14 protein-coding genes are annotated in these 18692 nt (G+C 56.1%); 8 read left to right on the top strand and 6 right to left on the bottom strand.

All coding sequences use genetic code 11. From position 1 onward, the window contains the following. Positions 1–21 precede the first annotated feature (21 nt). Complete coding sequence (mscK, locus tag QLG21_RS05975) at positions 22–3369, bottom strand: mechanosensitive channel MscK (protein ID WP_282484071.1); 3348 nt, start codon at positions 3367–3369, stop codon at positions 22–24. 118 nt (positions 3370–3487) lie between these two features. Continuing rightward, entirely contained in the window at positions 3488–4141 is a 654-nt protein-coding gene (gene acrR, locus QLG21_RS05970; protein ID WP_006176942.1) for a multidrug efflux transporter transcriptional repressor AcrR, read from the bottom strand. Between the two features lie 141 nt (positions 4142–4282). Here acrR and acrA point away from each other — a divergent pair, with 141 nt between their 5' ends. From acrA to QLG21_RS05940, 6 genes are all read left to right on the top strand, one after another. Then, positions 4283–5476, top strand: coding sequence for a multidrug efflux RND transporter periplasmic adaptor subunit AcrA (gene acrA / locus QLG21_RS05965; protein WP_006176941.1), 1194 nt, complete (start codon positions 4283–4285; stop codon positions 5474–5476). A gap of 22 nt (positions 5477–5498) precedes the next feature. Further along, the gene (gene acrB / locus QLG21_RS05960; protein ID WP_282484052.1) at positions 5499–8645 is read left to right on the top strand and encodes a multidrug efflux RND transporter permease subunit AcrB; all 3147 of its coding nucleotides are present in this window, start codon (positions 5499–5501) and stop codon (positions 8643–8645) included. Positions 8646–9155: 510 nt separating this feature from the next. Next, positions 9156–9530, top strand: coding sequence for an Hha toxicity modulator TomB (gene tomB, locus QLG21_RS05955; protein ID WP_006176939.1), 375 nt, complete (start codon positions 9156–9158; stop codon positions 9528–9530). 27 nt (positions 9531–9557) lie between these two features. After that, positions 9558–9776: an HHA domain-containing protein gene (locus tag QLG21_RS05950; protein ID WP_006176938.1), complete on the top strand. Its 219-nt coding sequence runs from the start codon at positions 9558–9560 to the stop codon at positions 9774–9776. Positions 9777–9981: 205 nt separating this feature from the next. Further along, positions 9982–10533 carry a maltose O-acetyltransferase gene (gene maa, locus QLG21_RS05945; protein ID WP_102891332.1) on the top strand — a complete coding sequence of 184 codons (552 nt, stop codon included), beginning with the start codon at positions 9982–9984 and terminating at the stop codon, positions 10531–10533. Positions 10534–10649: 116 nt separating this feature from the next. Beyond that, positions 10650–11138, top strand: coding sequence for a YlaC family protein (locus QLG21_RS05940; protein ID WP_042320836.1), 489 nt, complete (start codon positions 10650–10652; stop codon positions 11136–11138). On the opposite strand, the gene QLG21_RS05935 is transcribed toward QLG21_RS05940, so the two are convergent. Next, the gene (locus QLG21_RS05935) at positions 11089–12549 is read right to left on the bottom strand and encodes a PLP-dependent aminotransferase family protein (RefSeq protein WP_137849188.1); all 1461 of its coding nucleotides are present in this window, start codon (positions 12547–12549) and stop codon (positions 11089–11091) included. The genes QLG21_RS05940 and QLG21_RS05935 overlap by 50 nt on opposite strands. A 101-nt stretch (positions 12550–12650) precedes the next feature. Here QLG21_RS05935 and QLG21_RS05930 point away from each other — a divergent pair, with 101 nt between their 5' ends. After that, the gene (locus QLG21_RS05930) at positions 12651–13361 is read left to right on the top strand and encodes a GNAT family protein (protein ID WP_058609365.1); all 711 of its coding nucleotides are present in this window, start codon (positions 12651–12653) and stop codon (positions 13359–13361) included. Here QLG21_RS05930 and ykgO read toward each other — a convergent pair. Both ykgO and QLG21_RS05920 read right to left on the bottom strand, forming a co-directional pair. Beyond that, a complete protein-coding gene (gene ykgO / locus QLG21_RS05925; protein WP_003859006.1) occupies positions 13358–13498 on the bottom strand; it encodes a type B 50S ribosomal protein L36 in 141 nt (46 codons plus the stop codon). The two genes, QLG21_RS05930 and ykgO, sit on opposite strands and share 4 nt — an antisense overlap. 2 nt (positions 13499–13500) lie before the next feature. Continuing rightward, on the bottom strand, positions 13501–13761 hold the full coding sequence (locus QLG21_RS05920; protein WP_282484051.1) for a type B 50S ribosomal protein L31: 261 nt from the start codon (positions 13759–13761) through the stop codon (positions 13501–13503). A gap of 231 nt (positions 13762–13992) precedes the next feature. Here QLG21_RS05920 and QLG21_RS05915 point away from each other — a divergent pair, with 231 nt between their 5' ends. Beyond that, entirely contained in the window at positions 13993–15561 is a 1569-nt protein-coding gene (locus QLG21_RS05915) for an EAL domain-containing protein (RefSeq protein ID WP_282484050.1), read from the top strand. A 33-nt stretch (positions 15562–15594) separates the two neighbouring features. Here the strand turns inward: QLG21_RS05915 and QLG21_RS05910 are convergent, their stop codons facing one another. Further along, positions 15595–18687, bottom strand: a complete 3093-nt coding sequence (locus tag QLG21_RS05910) for a beta-galactosidase (RefSeq protein WP_282484049.1) — start codon at positions 18685–18687, stop codon at positions 15595–15597. Positions 18688–18692 lie beyond the last annotated feature (5 nt).

The raw sequence follows: 18692 nt of genomic DNA, 5'->3' as shown, positions 1-18692 counted from the left end.
GGGGGAAAACATCAGCAGATGTTAAGCGGGAGTGGGGTCGTCCCCCTTCATCTCGCGCTTCACTTCCGTATATTCCTCACCTTTTTCATTGCGCAGGTGAACCTCAAGCTGGTTGAAGGCGATATTAATGTCGTTTTCACGGCACAGGCGATCGATGGCGCGGTTCAGTTCGTCCACGGTGTAGCTGCGATCGCGCAGTTCGCGCACGTACAGACGCAGCTCGTGGTCCAGCGTGCTCGGCCCGAAAGTGGTGAAGAATACCGCCGGCGCAGGATCGTGCATCACTTTCGGATGATCGGCCGCCGCTTTCAGCAGCACCTCTTTCACTTTATCCAGATCGGATCCGTAGGCCACGCCGAGGCGGATCACCACGCGGGTGGTGGTATCGGAGAGTGACCAGTTGATCAGTCGCTCGGTCACGAACGCTTTGTTCGGGATAATCACCTCTTTGCGATCGAAGTCGGTGATGGTGGTCGCACGGATACGGATCTTACTGACGGTACCGGAGAAGGTGCCGATGGTGACGGTATCGCCAATGCGCACCGGACGTTCAAACAGGATAATCAGGCCGGAGACGAAGTTACCGAAGATCTCCTGCAAACCAAAGCCCAGACCGACCGAGAGCGCCGCTGCCAGCCACTGCAGTTTATCCCACGCCACCCCCAGGGAGCCGAAGACGGTCATGGCACCCACGATGATGATCACGTAGTTGAGGATGGTAGTGATGGCATACGATGCCCCCTGACGCAGGTTGAGCCGCGACAGGACCAGCACCTCCAGCAATCCCGGCAGGTTACGAATCAAGGCCCAGGCGATAACCAGCGAAACCAGCGCAAAGAGCAGGCTGCCCATGGTCACACTCTTCATCACCGTGGCGCCGGCCTCGGTCGCGTTGTACTGCCAGAGCGTGATGCTGTCGAGATAGGCAAACACGGTGATCAAATCAGACCAGATGGCCCAGAACATCACTGCAAACAACGCTACCATCACCAGCATGGTAATACGCATGGTCTGCTGGTTAACCTGCTCCAGCGCGATGGTCGGTTCTTCCTGCGGTTCAGCGCCTTCCGCCCCCTCCTTCACCTGATGCTGGCGACGGGCGATAGCACGACGGTAGGCGATACGCCGCGCCGCCACGCTCAGGCCACGCAGCACGGTCTGGAACAGCAGGTTCCAGAGAATCACCAGATACACCGTTTCAATCCAGCGGCCCGACAGGCGCAGCGTGGTGTAGAAGTAGCCCGTCGCCGTCAGCACCATCAGCGCCAGCGGAATAATCGCCAGCACCGTGACGGTGACCAGACGCAGGTTGTGCGACTCTTTATCGCGCCAGCTGTCGCGGCACATCGGCCACATCAGAACGGCAATCAGCAGCAGGTTAAGCATGATGACCAACTGCCCCAGCACATCATCCATCAGATGAAGCGGGGAAAGCTCGGCCAGGACCGACCAGAAGTGCAGCGGCAGCAGCGCAAGGCTGATGCGCACAATCTGGCGACGCCAGTGGCTGGTAAGCGCCTCCGGCATGTTGAAGTGACGCACCGCCACGCCGTCTTTTTCCAGCACCTTCCAGCACAGGCCAAACACCAGCCAGAACAGCGCCAGCTTTTTGCTGAATGCCCACAGCAGGTCGCTGATATTGAGCTGCATGGTGAGCAGGATCAGCCCGGCCGCTAGAATCAGCAGGCAGACCGGCAGCGCGCGGATAAGGTCAATCAGGATAGCTTTCGGGGTGTGCAGCTGGCTGTCATTGCGCAGTTGCCCCACTTCGGATGCGAGCTTCGCCTGGTATTTTTTCAGCCAGCCCAGACGCCAGCGAATTAATCCGGCAATCAGCAGCAACGGCAACCCCGCCAGGAAAGCAATCATCACCGCGGGCCAGGCTTTCTCCCAGTTGACGGTAATTTTTATGCTCTTGATCTGGGTCTTCAGGCTTTCCGGGAAGGATTTAACCCACTCCCAGTCCATCGGTTTGTTGCTGTTCACCCAGAAAATCTGCTGGGTCAAAATCTCCTGCAGGTTTTTCGAAACGCTCACCAGTTGCTGCTGGTTAATTTGCAGGTTGATGGCCATCATCAGCTGATTGCCAAGCTGTTTGTTGAGCTGGTCGAGCAGCTCGCGGCGCATATCCACCACCTGCAACAGCGCATCGTGTACTTCGCCGTTAACTTCTGCGGAGTGCCCTTCTTCCACTTTGGCGACGAACGCATCGCTCTGGAAAAGCGCGTCGCGCTGCTGGTTCACGTCAAACTGCTCCAGACGTAAATCGGCGATGCGGTTGGTCATGTCCTCCAGCTCGTCGGCGGAGGGCAGCGTCTGCTGTTGCTGGTAGAGAATACGCGAGAGCAGAAGGCTGCCTTTCAGCACTGCGATCTGCTCTTTGATGTTACGTTCGGCCTGCAGGGCGCGATCGAGCCAGTTTTTGACTCGGATATTTTGCTGCACCAGCGTGTTGCCGCTCTCGGTTGCCTCAATCAGGCGCTGGCTGAGCTGATGGTTAATCTCCAGCTCTTGCTTCACCAGAGGATTTTCCTGGATGCGGGCCGTTTCGTCTGGCGATACCGCCTCCTGCGCCGTTTTTTCCGTCAGCGTCAGGCGCTTGCTGTTCACCGCTTCCTGCAGCAGCTGGAGCTGGTGTTCAAGGCGGTTGATATTGGCCGTGACGTAATCTCGCTGTTTTTGCAGGGTGTCCTGCAGCACCGTGTTCCCTTCCAGGCTTTTACGCTGCTGTTCAATCTCCGCGTTAAGCAAATTCTGCTGGATGAGCAGCAGCGTTTGCTGAGTGGGACGCAGCGCCCCTTCGCCCACGGTGGTGCCGTTCAGACGGTTGCGGATCTCCTGCAGCTGTTGCGAGGCGGAATACATCGCATTTTGCACGCGCTCAGGCTGGGTTTGCAGCGAGACAAGCTGGCTGTTATAGGTCGAGAGATCGGACTGCGCCGTTTGCAGGTCGTCCAGCAGCTGCGCCACACGCGATTCAAGCTGACGTAGTGAGAGCGAGGCGAGCGTTTTGCGGGTTTCGTCATCGTTATCCACGTCGCTCAGCGCACTCAGGGCATCCATCGCTTTGCGCATGTTGTCCGGTGCCTGCGCCACTTTCTGACGCAGCTGGGTCGTTTCGGCTTTGACGCGCTCGATTTTGTCCAGCGTTTCCAGCGTCTCCGTCAGATCGCCCTGAACGAGCTTCTCCTGAGGCGATAACTCTTTTTGTTTGTTGAGGGTTTCCAGCTGCGACTGAATGTCGGCACGCGTCGGAATATCACTGGAATTGTCTGCACGAGCATGCGCGAAAGGCGCAACCGTGAAAAAAATCAGGATGGAAAAAAGTAAAGCAATAACAGCGTTTTGCGAGCGATAGGTGTGCAGCATAGTCATGAATATGATGTCTGAGGATGACCGAAAATAGTCCTGCGTGAAGGATATCACGCCCGTCAGACGCAGAATAGCGCGAACATTCTCACTCCCGCGCAGAATACGGCTGAAGGGTTCAGGCAGACAACGGTACGGAATCGTCGCGAAGCGTTGGGCAGTACTGGCACATTTCAAGCAGGATGGCGACGTAGCTGCGCGCTTCCGCTTTCAGGTCAAAAGACTGGGGCGCGAAAAGCCAGTTTTCCATCAGCCCGGAAATATAGCTGCGCATCAGGATCGCCGCGCGGCGGGTCAGTAAATTGGCGGGCAACAATTTTGCCTGCATGCATTGATTTAACGTGTATTCTATGCGGTCATAGCTCTCCAGACACAGGCTGCGCTGCGCCTGCTGGACAACGGCCATTTCGCCAACAAATTCACATTTGTGAAAAATGATCTCCATCATCAGGCGACGGCGCTCTTCAACTACCGTTGCTTCAAGGATATATACTAATATCTCTCTTAATACTGAGAGTGGATCGTCGGGGAATTTTGCCCGATACTCAGTCTCAAGATCGCTAATGCTGGACTCTGATAGCTCCCAGATTTCACCGAACAGATCTGACTTGTCTTTAAAATGCCAGTAAATCGCTCCCCGCGTGACGCCCGCGGCCTGAGCAATCTGCGCCAGCGAGGTTGACGAAACACCCTGCTGTGAAAACAAACGCATTGCCACATCAAGAATGTGTTGTCGGGTTTCCAGCGCTTGTTGTTTGGTTTTTCGTGCCATACGTCAGTGAATTTACAGGAGTCAGATTTACATACATTTGTGAATGTATGTACCATAGCATGACGATAATATAAACGCAGCAATGGGTTTTTAAACTCAGGACCCTTGATCAATTTGAAATCGGACACTCGAGGTTTACATATGAACAAAAACAGAGGGTTAACGCCTCTGGCGGTCGTTCTGATGCTCTCAGGCAGCTTAGCGCTTACAGGATGTGACGACAAACAGGCAGAACAAGGAGCTCAGCAGATGCCAGAAGTGGGTGTCGTGACGCTCAAATCCGAACCTCTGCAGATGACCACCGAATTACCGGGCCGAACCAGCGCTTACCGTATTGCGGAAGTGCGTCCACAGGTAAGCGGCATCATCCTGAAACGTAACTTCACCGAAGGCGGTGACGTGAAAGCAGGTGAGTCTCTGTATCAGATTGATCCAGCAACCTATCAGGCGTCTTATGAGAGCGCAAAAGGCGATCTGGCGAAAGCAGAAGCAGCAGCCAAGATCTCTCAGCTGACGTTGAACCGCTACAAAAAGCTGCTCGGCACGCAGTACATCAGCCAACAGGATTACGACACAGCCCTGGCCGATGCGCAGCAGACGAACGCGGCCGTTGTAGCGGCCAAAGCGGCCGTTGAGACGGCACGTATCAACCTCGCCTATACCAAAGTGACCTCCCCTATCAGCGGTCGCATTGGTAAATCTTCCGTCACGGAAGGGGCGCTGGTGCAGAACGGTCAAACCAATGCGCTGGCAACGGTGCAGCAGCTTGATCCGATCTACGTTGACGTCACGCAGTCCAGCAACGATTTCCTGCGCCTGAAGCAAGAGCTGGCTAACGGCACGCTGAAACAGGAAAACGGCAAAGCCAAAGTGGAGCTGGTGTCCAATGACGGTATCAAGTTCCCGCAGGCAGGCACACTGGAATTTTCTGATGTGACCGTCGACCAGACCACCGGGTCCATCACCTTACGTGCGATTTTCCCGAACCCTGACAAAAATCTGCTGCCAGGTATGTTCGTGCGCGCCCGTCTGGAAGAAGGGACCAATCCTAATGCGCTGCTGGTACCACAGCAGGGTGTGACCCGTACGCCGCGCGGCGATGCGAGCGCACTGGTTGTCGGTGCTGATGACAAAGTAGAAACACGCAATATCACCGCCACGCAGGCGATTGGCGACAAGTGGCTTGTAACGGATGGCCTGAAAGCGGGTGATCGCGTGATTATTACTGGTTTGCAAAAAGTACGTCCTGGCGCGCAGGTGAAAGCGCAGGAAGTCAAATCTGACGATAAACAGCAAGCCGCAGCCGGTGGCCAGTCAGAACAAACCAAGTCTTAACTTAAACAGGAGCCGTTAAGACATGCCTAATTTCTTTATCGATCGCCCCATATTTGCATGGGTGATCGCCATTATCATCATGCTAGCCGGGGGACTTGCGATCCTGAAGCTGCCTGTCGCGCAATATCCAACGATTGCGCCACCGGCAGTGACGATCTCCGCAACCTACCCAGGGGCTGATGCCAAAACGGTGCAGGACACCGTGACACAGGTTATCGAACAGAACATGAACGGTATCGATAACCTGATGTACATGTCCTCAAACAGTGACTCAACCGGTACGGTTCAGATCACCCTGACCTTCGAGTCAGGCACTGATGCCGATATCGCGCAGGTTCAGGTGCAGAACAAACTGCAGCTGGCGATGCCGCTGCTGCCGCAGGAAGTACAACAGCAGGGTGTAAGCGTCGAGAAATCGTCCAGTAGCTTCCTGATGGTTGTTGGCGTTATCAACACCAACGGCACCATGACGCAGGAGGATATTTCCGACTACGTAGGCGCCAACATGAAGGACGTGATCAGCCGTACGTCCGGTGTGGGTGACGTGCAGCTGTTCGGTTCCCAGTACGCGATGCGTATCTGGATGGATCCGAACAAACTGAACAACTTCCAGCTGACGCCGGTTGACGTGATCAGCGCTATTAAAGCGCAGAACGCCCAGGTTGCAGCCGGTCAGTTAGGCGGTACGCCGCCGGTGAAGGGCCAGCAGCTTAACGCCTCGATCATTGCACAAACGCGTCTGACCTCTGCGGATGAGTTCGGCAAAATTCTGCTGAAAGTGAATCCGGACGGTTCTCAGGTTCGCCTGCGCGACGTGGCGAAAGTGGAACTGGGCGGTGAAAACTACGACGTTATCGCCAAGTTCAACGGCAAACCGGCTTCCGGTCTGGGTATCAAACTGGCAACCGGCGCTAACGCCCTGGACACCGCGGCAGCGATCCGTGCAGAGCTGAAGAAGATGGAACCTTTCTTCCCGTCAGGTCTGAAAATCGTTTACCCGTATGACACCACGCCGTTCGTGCAAATCTCCATTCACGAAGTGGTGAAAACGCTGGTTGAAGCGATCATCCTCGTGTTCCTGGTCATGTATCTGTTCCTGCAGAACTTCCGTGCAACGCTGATCCCAACCATCGCCGTGCCGGTTGTACTGCTCGGGACCTTCGCGATCCTGGCGATATTTGGCTACTCGATAAACACCCTGACGATGTTCGGGATGGTGCTCGCCATCGGCCTGTTGGTGGATGACGCCATCGTGGTGGTCGAGAACGTCGAGCGTGTGATGGCGGAAGAAGGCCTGCCGCCGAAGGAAGCAACCCGTAAGTCGATGGGCCAGATCCAGGGCGCGCTGGTCGGTATCGCGATGGTACTGTCTGCGGTATTTATCCCGATGGCCTTCTTCGGTGGCTCCACCGGGGCGATTTACCGCCAGTTCTCGATCACCATCGTTTCCGCGATGGCCCTGTCGGTGCTGGTGGCGTTGATCCTGACGCCAGCTCTGTGTGCCACCATGCTGAAGCCAATTCAGAAAGGTGGCCACGGCGAGCATAAAGGCTTCTTTGGCTGGTTCAACCGCATGTTTGACAAGAGCACGAACCACTACACCGACAGCGTGGGCAGCATCCTGCGCAGCACCGGTCGTTACCTGCTGCTCTATATCATCATCGTGGTGGGCATGGCCTTCCTGTTCGTTCGTCTGCCAAGCTCGTTCCTGCCAGACGAAGACCAGGGCGTATTCCTGAGTATGGCTCAGCTTCCTGCAGGTGCCTCGCAAGAGCGTACCCAGAAGGTGCTGGATGAGATGACCGATTACTTCCTGACCAAGGAAAAAGACAACGTTGAATCCGTGTTTGCGGTTAACGGCTTTGGCTTTGCGGGTCGTGGTCAGAACACCGGTATCGCCTTCGTCTCTCTGAAAGACTGGTCCGAGCGTCCGGGTAAAGAGAACAAGGTAGAAGCAATTACCGGCCGCGCGATGGGCACCTTCTCGCAGATCAAAGATGCGATGGTGTTCGCGTTCAACCTGCCGGCAATCGTTGAGCTGGGTACGGCAACCGGCTTCGACTTCCAGCTGATTGACCAGGGCGGTTTAGGCCATGAGAAACTGACTCAGGCGCGTAACCAGCTGTTTGGGGAAGTTGCGAAACACCCTGACCTGCTGACCGGCGTGCGTCCTAACGGCCTGGAAGATACGCCGCAGTACAAGATCGACGTCGATCAGGAAAAAGCGCAGGCGCTGGGTGTGTCCATCAGCGACATTAATACCACGCTGGGTGCAGCCTGGGGCGGTAGCTACGTCAACGACTTCATCGACCGCGGTCGCGTGAAGAAAGTGTACGTCATGTCGGAAGCGAAATACCGTATGCTGCCGAACGATATCAACAACTGGTACGTTCGCGGTAGCGATGGTCAGATGGTGCCGTTCTCCGCCTTCTCTACCTCGCACTGGGAATACGGTTCACCGCGTCTGGAACGCTATAACGGCCTGCCATCGATGGAAATCCTCGGTCAGGCTGCAGAAGGTAAGAGTACCGGTGAAGCGATGGCGATGATGGAGCAGCTGGCCAGCAAACTGCCAGCGGGGATCGGCTATGACTGGACCGGCATGTCCTATCAGGAACGTCTGTCCGGCAACCAGGCCCCTGCCCTGTACGCCATCTCGCTGATCGTGGTCTTCCTCTGTCTGGCGGCGCTGTATGAGAGCTGGTCGATTCCGTTCTCGGTTATGCTGGTGGTTCCGCTGGGGGTTATCGGTGCGCTGCTGGCCGCTACGTTCCGCGGGTTAACCAACGACGTTTACTTCCAGGTGGGCCTGCTAACAACCATTGGGCTGTCGGCGAAGAACGCGATACTTATCGTGGAATTCGCCAAGGATCTGATGGAGAAAGAGGGTAAAGGCCTGATTGAAGCCACGCTTGACGCCGTACGTATGCGTCTGCGTCCCATCCTGATGACCTCGCTGGCGTTCATCCTCGGGGTGCTGCCGCTGGTTATCAGTTCCGGTGCCGGTTCCGGCGCGCAGAACGCCGTAGGTACGGGCGTAATGGGCGGGATGGTGACCGCGACCGTTCTGGCAATCTTCTTCGTGCCGGTGTTCTTCGTGGTGGTACGCCGCCGCTTCAGCCGCAAGAATGAAGATGTTGAGCATAGTCACCCGGTAGAACGTCACTGATACCGGTTTCACCTGATAAAAAGGCCGCATTTGCGGCCTTTTTTCTTTCTGATTAAAATCATAAATTACGCTTATTGCGGTTCTGTATATTTTCCGCCATCGTGAAAAGGCATATCATAATTAACTGAAAATTTAACAGGCGAATTTAGAATTTTTTTATTTCTATTTCTTCGCATACATTATTAGGAACATTCCTGGTTTTTTGTGCAACAGAGAGAGAAGTCTGAATCTGGACATCTAATGGCGTTAAGCTAACTCAATGAAACATAAGGAAGCCCTGAAAAAATAAGGTTATCGGGATAAAAAAATGCCGGCCCGAACGCACATTTGCGTAGAAGATCGCAGAGGCCGCTTTTAATTGTAATTTTTCGTAATAGCGCGGTGAAATCTTGATCAGAGTGGCTTATAGTTAGAGATATCAGGAACACAGCACCCGCGTGGCTAAGTGAGTTGTATCCATCCCGACAATGTTGTTCGGTGAGTAAGAAATCACTCAAAAGGGGATGCGCTATGGACGAGTACTCGCCAAAAAGGCATGATATTGCGCAGTTGAAATTTCTCTGCGAATCCTTGTACCATGACTGTCTTGCCAATCTTGATGAAAGTAACCATGGGTGGGTTAACGACCCCACCTCGGCCATCAATTTGCAGCTTAATGAGCTGATAGAGCATATCGCCACCTTCGCACTTAATTATAAAATTAAGTACAATGAAGATAATAAGCTGATTGAGCAAATTGATGAATATCTGGATGACACCTTTATGTTGTTCAGCAGTTACGGCATTAACGCACAGGATTTGCAGAAATGGCGTAAATCAGGAAATCGGCTATTCCGTTGTTTCATCAATGCAAGTCGAGCTAATCCTGTTAGCCTTTCCTGTTAAAATTATTACAATGACTAAGGTGAATTTATGTCTGAAAAACCATTAACCAAGATCGATTATTTGATGCGCTTGCGACGTTGTCAGTCACTGGACACGCTTGAACGTGTTATCGAAAAAAATAAATATGAGCTTTCTGATAACGAACTGGCTGTATTTTACTCAGCAGCGGATCATCGCCTGGCCGAGTTAACCATGAATAAGCTTTATGACAAAATACCGTCTTCCGTATGGAAATTTGTCCGTTAATTTTTGTACCTGGCTGTAGAGTGTCTACGTCAATGTTAGTGGGATTCCCTTTCGCGTTACGCCCCCCTGTGTGACACACAGGTCCCCGAGTGAAGAATCACTCACAACAATGTTGTGACTATCGTCACACCTGCCTTTTGGGAACGTTCCCTTTATGTTGAATTCCTTTTACCTTTAGGTCATCAACAAATGCTGAGAGGTTCCCATGAGTGAAGAAAAACGAAAGATGATTGCGGGCGAGCTGTATCGCCCTGGCGATGAAACGCTACGGGCCGATCGGTTGCGCGCGCGTCATCTGCTGCATCGTTATAACCACACCGCACCTGATGAGAAAGCAGAACGCACGGCCTTGCTGAAGGAACTGCTGGGGCAAAGCGAAGGCGCATATATAGAGCCGAGCTTTCGGTGTGACTATGGCTACAACATTTTTCTGGGCAACGATTTTTACGCCAACTTTGACTGCGTGATGTTAGACGTCTGCCCTGTCCATATTGGCGATAACTGTATGCTTGCACCGGGCGTGCATATCTATACGGCCACCCACCCGCTGGATCCGACAGAGCGCAATAGCGGGGCTGAATATGGCAAACCGGTGACCATCGGCAACAACGTCTGGATTGGCGGACGCGCGGTAATCAACCCTGGCGTGACGATCGGCGATAACGCGGTGATCGCCTCCGGCGCAGTCGTGGTCAAAGACGTTCCGGCGAATGCCGTGGTGGGCGGTAACCCGGCGAAGATCATTAAGATGCTGTAAGCCTGCCAGACGTAACTGTTATGGCTTTTCACCCCATAACTGTTACTTTCCTCCCCCCGGCCGCTCCCCTAAAATGAGCAGATCCCCTGTATTTTCACGATTCATGAAGGCAAAAAATGACAGAGATACAGCGCCTGCTCACCGCCACCATCGACGATCTCAACACCCGTGAAAAGCGCGACAATCGCCCGCGCTTTAGCATCAGCTTTATCCGCAAACATCCGGGACTGTTTGTTGCCATGTACGCCGCCTGGCTGGCCACGCTGGTTGTCATGATGACCTCCGCAACGCTTGCTGACTCGGTCTGGCTTCTGGTGGTGCTCTTTGTGGTGTTTAACGCGTTCTTCTTTTTTGACGTTAATCCGCGCTATCGCTATGAAGATATCGACGTGCTTGATTTCCGGGTCTGTTATAACGGCGAATGGTATAACACGCGCTATGTGCCGTCGGAGCTGATCGACAACATTCTTCATTCGCCGTCGGTCGATATCAGGCAAAAAGAGCAGCTGCAAAAAATGGTCTCGACCAAGGGGCAACTCTCTTTCTATGACGTCTTCACCCTTTCCCGCCCCGCTGCTGCACAATCAGCTGCTGTAAACGCCTGACAGCGGGTGTGAACTGCGAGGCAGAGGTATTACCGTACCCCAGCACCAGGCCGGTTTGCCCCTGCTTCGTCTCAAGGTAATATCCGCTCAGAGCCGCCGGTGCCAGCTGGAAGGCTCTCGCCTGCTGTGCTATTTCGCTGTCGTCGATGCCCTCAATCGCCACGGTAAGATGCATGCCCCCCTCTCCCGCCAGTACGCGATGTTCAGCGTGCAGTTCCGCGCTTAGCGTCTCGCGAAGCTGTCGGTAGCGTTTACGGTAGAGTCTGCGCATCGCCGCAAGATGCCGCGCATAATGCCCCTCCTCAATAAACAGCGCCAGCGTGCGCTGCTCGGCGCGATGACCGCCGCGCAGCAGCGAGCCGATAGCATGTCCCGTGGCCTTTGCCAGCGCAGGCGGGAGAACCATAAAACCAATCCGCAGCGACGGAAAAAGCGTTTTACTGAACGTCCCGAGATAAACCACCGGCGCGTTTTTTATCATCCCGAGCATCGCCGGAACCGGCTCACCGGCGTAACGAAACTCGCTATCGTAGTCATCCTCGATGATCCACGCCTTGTGGTGCTGCGCCAGCTCAAGCAGCGCCAGGCGTCGGCGCGCGCTGAGTACGCTCCCATAGGGAAACTGATGGGAAGGCGAGGTAAAAATCAGCGACGGGGCAGGCGCGGGCTGTGCTTCCCAGCGCATTCCCGCGTCGTCCACCGGCATACCCACCATCCTTACGCCGGATTTGGCAAACGCGCTTTTTGCTCCGGCATAGCCGGGGTTCTCCACCCAGGCGACGTCGCCTGGCTCGCTGAGCAGTTGAGTGCAGAGGTTAACGCCCTCCAGCGCCCCCTCGGTGATGACTATCTGGCTGGCCTCGCAGTTAATCCCCCGGGAAAGGGCCAGGTGACGGGCGATGGCCTCGCGCAACGCCGGTTCACCCGCCGGGTCGCCATAGCCCAGCAGGGCGCTGCCCTCCTCCCGCAAAACGCGATCGTACAGGCGTCGCCACAAAGGCAGCGGGAAATAATTGATAGCAGGCGTGCCGGGGGTCAATGCCATAACTGGCGTGTCGCGGGGCGTGGGTGTCGGCAGCAGGGTCACACGTTTTGCAAGCGTGACCGCAGGCTCGGGTAAATCCCTGGCGATAGCGCGCGGAGCCAGCTGCGCCACGCGCGTTCCCTGACGGTTACGCAGCAAATACCCTTCGAGCGTGAGCTGCTCCAGGGCCGCATTGACAGTGTTGCGCGAGAGGTTAAGCTGCTGCGCAACGGTGCGTGAGCCTGGCAGGCGGCTATCGGCGCGGAGCCTGCCGCCCAAAATCGCCTCCCGCAGCGTCAGATACAGGGTGCGCTGCAGCGTCTCGTCTTCACGCGCGTCGAGCGCATCCCTTAACAGGGCATGAAATTCATCGCCAGGTATATTCATTTTTCTCTCCCGTGGTACCACCAAAACATAACTCAGTGGTGCTTTTTAAGGAACCAGAACTTATCTACTCTGAGGGTCTACTGACGATGACGGGGAAAACAATGAATACAATCAATGCGTTTGGACAACCGATGGGCGATGCACTGGAAGACTGGCAGCCACGCCCCCATCCTGAGCGAGTGGTACTGACGGGCCGCTATTGTCGACTTGAACCTTTATGCGTCGGGCACGCACAGGCGCTGTTTTCCGCCTATCAGCTGGCGGAAGACACGCGCAGCTGGACGTGGCTGCTGCGCGAACCCGATGCCACCGCCGACGCGTTTGCCGGTTGGGTCGAAAGCGTCTGTGAACTCTCTGATCCCATGCATTTCACGGTGATTGATAATCAGACGCAGTCTCCGGTCGGCACGCTGGCGCTGATGCGTATCGATCCCGCCAACGGGGTTGTCGAAGTGGGTCATGTGCATTTTTCACCGCTGCTCAGCCGCACGGTAATGTCCACCGAAGCGCACGCTCTGCTGATGCGTTATGTCTTTGATACGCTGGGCTATCGACGCTACGAATGGAAGTGCAACAGCCTTAACGAGCCATCCCGCAAAGCGGCGCTGCGTCTGGGCTTTCAGTATGAAGGACGCTTTCGTCAGGCGCTGGTCACGAAAGGTCATAACCGGGATACGGACTGGTTTTCAATCATTGATAAAGAGTGGCCCGGGCTGGCGGTCGCCTTTGAGAAATGGCTTGCCACCGACAATTTCAGCGCCGATGGCAAGCAGGTAAGATCCCTGGAGAAGTGGCGAGATGCGCGCCTCTAACGCCTTTTTTTGCGTCCCTGTACCGCTTTAAAGCGCGGGTTAGATTTGCAAATGACGTACAGACGTCCCTTGCGTTTGACGATCTGGCAGTCGGGATGGCGCTGTTTGGCGCTGCGCAGCGAGTTAAGTACCTGCATGGTTAACCTCGCTTCGCATTAAGAAAGCCGCCAAAACGCTTGCGGAAGCGTGCTGCGCTGCCGTCCGTCGAGAACGTTTTTTGCTTACCGGTATAGAACGGATGCGATTTTGAAGAGACCTCGATGGTGATATACGGATAGGTTTCATCGTCGAGTTCAATTTCGCGGTCCGTTTTGATGGTCGAACCGACCTTAAAGTATTCGTTGGCACTGGTGTCATGAAACACAACGGTGCGATAGGCAGGATGGATATTTGGTTTCATCGTGGACTCTTCATGTATTGTTATAACATAACAAAATGATATCCGAGCGCTGGCGTAAAAACAACCCTCAATCACGCATCGCGTTGACAGCGATCTGTCCTGCATCCCCTTTTCTGAGCTAAAATCAATCGCTTTGACGCGCTATACGGTATTATTTGACGATAACGTCTTTCTCTTCTGAAGGGCTTACTCAGCGCCCCGGGGCGGACATATGAGGAAGGATACAACCGCATGAGAACCCGACATCTGGTCAGTCTGGTAACAGGTATACTGATTTTTTCGGTGCTGGTCCCCATTTGCCTCAGCATCTGGCTGGCACACCGTCAGGCGGAAGAGAAATTTGTGGACGCGCTCGACGGTTATGCATCGCGCGTGCTGCTGCGCACGGATAAAGTGGTTGAGCAGGCGAAAGACGCGCTTTCACAGCTTCAGGCCCTGCCCTATCCCCCGTGCAGCCGTCTGCATCTGCGTGAAATGCGGCGGGTTGCCTTCTCCTTACGTTATATCCAGGAAGTGATTTACGCTGAGAATCTGAAGCCACGCTGCTCCTCTCTGGAACAGACCAGCGCCGCCGCCCCCTTTCCACCGCCAATACGCACCACGCATGATGGCTATGACGCCTGGCTGACCACGCAAAACGATCTGGGCTTTAATCACTACATGGCGGTGATGGGAAAGGGAAATTATCTGGTGATGATCGATCCTGAATCGCTGGTCGATGTGATCCCCTTTGGCGCCGTGCGTATGGATGCGGCTCTGATTGGTCACGATAATCACATTGTCTTTGCCAGCAGTGACACGCTCGAGCCGCAGATTCGCCATCAGCTGGAAACGCTGACGCCTGCACGTTTGCAGTTCAACGGTTCGATGTACGTTGCGAAAGCGGTTCCCGACCTGGGCTTTACGGTGGTGACGTGGGCGGCGTTAAAACCGCTGGAAGCGTCCTGGCACCGGCAGCTTTTTGTCTGGCTTCCCTTCGGGATACTGGTCAGCCTGCTCGCGGCGCTGTTTGTCCTGCGGATCCTGCGCCGCCTTCAGTCTCCGAAGAACCGTCTGCAGGATGCCCTTAACAGCCGCGATTTTGTGGTTCACTACCAGCCTATTGTGGACCTGGACAGCGGTAAAGTCGTCGGTGCCGAAGCGCTGAGCCGCTGGCCCCAGCCTGACGGCAGCAGCCTGTCACCGGATATCTTTGTGCCGCTGGCCGAGCAGACGGGCCTTATTTCACAGCTGACCCAACTGGTTATCGAAAAGGTGTTCGAGGATATGGGGCACTGGCTTCATCTGCATCCTGACCAGCACATTTCGATTAACCTTGCGCCTGCGGATTTGACCTCAGGCAAGATCCCCCCGCTGCTGCACAGCCTGCTGAACAAATGGGAGGTTCATCCCCGGCAGATAGCCCTGGAGCTGACCGAACGCGGCTTTGCCGATCCCACCGTCAGCGCCCCGGCCATCGCCGCATTCCGCCGTTCAGGGCATGCTATCTATATCGATGATTTTGGTACCGGCTACTCCAGCCTGAGTTATTTGCAGGATCTGGACGTCGATACGCTCAAGATCGACAAATCCTTTGTCGATGCGCTGGAGTACAAAAACGTCACGCCGCACATCATCGAAATGGCAAAATCGCTGAAGCTGGCGATGGTTGCGGAAGGGATTGAGACTGAAGGCCAGCTTGCGTGGCTGCATCGTCACGGCGTGCAGTATGGACAAGGCTGGTACTACAGCAAGGCGCTGCCAAAGATGGAGTTTATTCTGTGGGCCGAACGCAATCTCGACCCGCATCAGCCTGAGTAAGTGCGGCCACGCTGGGTGGCCGCGTCGTGCAGATTAACGGTCGCGTTGTTGCCAGCTAAAGCTATAGCGCAACTGACGGTGTTGCAGGATAAATTCCGGTGACACGCTCGGGCTCCACGAATCATCGCCCCCCACGCCCATATGGAAAGCATCCAGGCTCAGCCAGCAGCCCGGCTCATCGCGCAGAAAATGCTGGTGCGTTGTCTCACGAAGCTGCTTCTGGCTATGACGGCTGACGGAGAAGTGGAAACGCCCCCGCAGCGCATGCGCACCGAAATCCAGTTCGCGCGTGTCGCAGCGCAGGCCGTTTTCCGTCGGGAAGATGTACGGCGTCTGCATGGCGTGCAGCGGTAACGTCCAGCGCCCCTGCTGTGCCGCCAGCTTACGGTCCGGGTAGTTTTCCAGCGGTCCTGACCCCAGCCACTGTACGGTTTCAGGCGTCTGCGCAAGCTGAACGCTCAGGCCAATCCGCGCTGGCTCGGGGATATCCGCCGCAACCTGCACCTGGACCTCCCCGTGCAGGATGCCTTCATCATCAATCCGCCAGATCTTGTGACTCAGGAATAACGCCTTGCCGCGATGCTCCCAGACATGACGCGTGGTCACGACCGCCTCGCCAGCCCGTTGTTCCGCCTCGCAGTGCAGCAGGCGCGGGGTAACATCGTACATTCCCGCCGCCTTCCAGCGCTCGACCCAGGCATTGGGATCGATGCGCGTGGCTTCGCTGACGCCGATATCGTTATCCAGCGGGGCACGCGTAAAGTTATCCGTCAGCGGCGTAAGCAGCGTTTCCGCGCCACGGTTCCGCCACCCGGAAAGGTGTCCTGAGACGCGATCAAACAGCCACTGCTGATGCCGGTGCGTAATTTCAAGTCGATCATCGCGCGTCACCAGAACCGGCGCACTGCCTTTGGGTTTTGACGGCGGGATGTACAGCGGAGCCGCAAGCGGCCACTGATCCCAGGCGCAGCGATGGTTTTCCCGTGACCATGGCGTCGCCCGCGGCTGGACGACCTCAACGTTAAGCCAGACCTCGCCCGGCGACGCGGCTAGCGCAGGCTGGTCGATCGCCAGACGCTGCGTGCGCTGCGGCGCAATGCACAGCGCTATCTCGCCGGAGGCCAGCACCTCGCCGTCACGCGCAATGGACCAATTCAGTCGCTCATTATCGGTGTTGCGGAACAGATAATCGCTTTGCACTTCAACCACCAGCGGGGAGGTGCTCGCCAGCCTGAACGTGAAGAATTGCTGGGCGCGCTGGGCCTCATACAGCGCCGGATGCGGAGTACGATCCGGAAAAACCAGCCCGTTCAGGCAAAACTGCCGGTCGTTTGGCTTATCGCCGAAATCGCCGCCGTAGGCCCAGAACTTGTTACCGTTTTCGTCTTTTTTGGTCAGCGCCTGGTCAACCCAGTCCCAGACAAACCCGCCCTGTAGGCGCGGATGGTCGCGAAACGCCTGCCAGTATTTGGCGAAGCCACCGAAGCTGTTGCCCATCGCATGGGCGTATTCGCAGAGGATCAGCGGACGCGTTTCATCCGGCATACCGATCCATTTCTTGATCGACCACTTAGGAACCGCCGGGAACGGCTGATCGCAATCAACGCGGGCGTACATCGGGCACACAATATCCGTCGCCGCCGTGTTTGCCCCGCCGCCTTCATACTGCACCGGACGCGTCGGATCGGTGGTTTTGATCCAGCGATACAGCGCATCGTGGTTGGCCCCATGCCCGGACTCATTGCCCAATGACCAGATGATGATCGACGGGTGGTTGCGATCGCGCTGCACCATGCGGGTCACGCGCTCGCTCATGGCGGGAAGCCAGCGCGGATCGTCAGCGAGGCGGCTCATCGGCACCATGCCGTGCGTTTCGATATTGGCCTCGTCGACCACGTACAGCCCATAGCGATCGCACAGGGAGTACCACAGCGGATGGTTCGGATAGTGCGAGCAGCGTACGGCATTAAAATTGTGCTGCTTCATCAATTCAATATCGCGGCGCATTGTGGCTTCATCCATCACCTGCCCTCGCTCAGGGTGGTGTTCATGGCGGTTCACGCCGCGGATCAACAGCGGTTTGCCGTTTAGCTTCAGCAGACCATTGCTGATTTCAACCCGACGAAAGCCGACATCGCAGGCCTCCACCTCCACCACCTTGCCCTCACTATCCTGGAGCGCAAGCGTCAGACGATACAGCTCGGGGGTTTCCGCGCTCCAGAGGGCGGGAGCATCGACAGGCATCGACACCGTCAGCCGCTCATCCCAGCGGCCACGTTCATCCACGATAGCGGAGCCAGGACGCTGGCAGGCGCTGGCGCACGGTTCGCCGTTGCGCCACAGCGTTAACGCCACGCTGCAATCCGCATAGCGGGCACCGGCCAAGGCGACGTCAACCTTTAGCACCGCGCGGTCACACTCGGCGTTCAGATCGGTCGCCACGGTATAATCGGCAATCTGCGTCCCGGGCTTGTGCAGCAGCGTCACGTCGCGGAAGATACCGCTCATGCGCCACATATCCTGGTCTTCGAGATAGCTCCCGTCGCACCAGCGTAACACCATCACCGCCAGGCGGTTTTCCCCGGGACGCAGCGCGGTGGAGAGATCAAACTCGGCCGGCAGGCGGCTGTCCTGTGAATAGCCGATCCACTCCCCGTTGCACCACAGATGAAACGCCGAATTCACGCCATCAAAGATGATGCGGGTTTGACCGCTTTCCAGCCAGGCGTCATCCGGAGTAAATGTGAGCGAGTAACAACCCGTGGGGTTTTCAGCCGGAACGAACGGCGGATTGACGGCGATAGGGTAAGTGACGTTGGTGTAGATGGGCGTATCGAACCCTTGCATCTGCCAGTTAGACGGCACGGGCATCGCGACGGCATCAGGCAGTTCGTCCGTCACCCACGCCTCGGGAACCTGCTCAGGGGCCGGGAACAGTGCAAACCGCCATTCGCCGTTCAGTGACCGCCTGCCCGGCGAATGTTCGTCCTCTCTGGCGCACCGCTCGTCGCGCCAGCTATGAAGCGGCGCATGGGCCGCCAGACGATTCCACTGCGTAACGCCGGGATTTTCCCAGTCCCGACGCGCCAGAAGTGCGCTGAGGGTCAGCGGCTGTATATTGGACATAATAA

This window comes from Enterobacter sp. V87_3 (assembly GCF_029967835.1).
GTDB lineage: Bacteria > Pseudomonadota > Gammaproteobacteria > Enterobacterales > Enterobacteriaceae > Enterobacter > Enterobacter cancerogenus.
The sequence above is the reverse complement of the archived record's forward strand: the minus strand, read 5'-3'. Positions and strand labels throughout refer to the sequence as shown.

Bases quoted from the DNA above. Each gene is read 5' to 3' on its own strand.
- QLG21_RS05940 (WP_042320836.1), top strand. From the start codon at position 10,650: ATGACAGAGATACAGCGCCTGCTCACCGCCACCATCGACGATCTCAAC.
- mscK (WP_282484071.1), bottom strand. From the start codon at position 3,369: ATGCTGCACACCTATCGCTCGCAAAACGCTGTTATTGCTTTACTTTTT.
- QLG21_RS05920 (WP_282484051.1), bottom strand. From the start codon at position 13,761: ATGAAACCAAATATCCATCCTGCCTATCGCACCGTTGTGTTTCATGAC.
- QLG21_RS05930 (WP_058609365.1), top strand. From the start codon at position 12,651: ATGAATACAATCAATGCGTTTGGACAACCGATGGGCGATGCACTGGAA.
- QLG21_RS05915 (WP_282484050.1), top strand. From the start codon at position 13,993: ATGAGAACCCGACATCTGGTCAGTCTGGTAACAGGTATACTGATTTTT.
- QLG21_RS05935 (WP_137849188.1), bottom strand. From the start codon at position 12,549: ATGAATATACCTGGCGATGAATTTCATGCCCTGTTAAGGGATGCGCTC.
- QLG21_RS05950 (WP_006176938.1), top strand. From the start codon at position 9,558: ATGTCTGAAAAACCATTAACCAAGATCGATTATTTGATGCGCTTGCGA.
- acrA (WP_006176941.1), top strand. From the start codon at position 4,283: ATGAACAAAAACAGAGGGTTAACGCCTCTGGCGGTCGTTCTGATGCTC.
- maa (WP_102891332.1), top strand. From the start codon at position 9,982: ATGAGTGAAGAAAAACGAAAGATGATTGCGGGCGAGCTGTATCGCCCT.
- QLG21_RS05910 (WP_282484049.1), bottom strand. From the start codon at position 18,687: ATGTCCAATATACAGCCGCTGACCCTCAGCGCACTTCTGGCGCGTCGG.
- tomB (WP_006176939.1), top strand. From the start codon at position 9,156: ATGGACGAGTACTCGCCAAAAAGGCATGATATTGCGCAGTTGAAATTT.
- acrB (WP_282484052.1), top strand. From the start codon at position 5,499: ATGCCTAATTTCTTTATCGATCGCCCCATATTTGCATGGGTGATCGCC.
- ykgO (WP_003859006.1), bottom strand. From the start codon at position 13,498: ATGCAGGTACTTAACTCGCTGCGCAGCGCCAAACAGCGCCATCCCGAC.
- acrR (WP_006176942.1), bottom strand. From the start codon at position 4,141: ATGGCACGAAAAACCAAACAACAAGCGCTGGAAACCCGACAACACATT.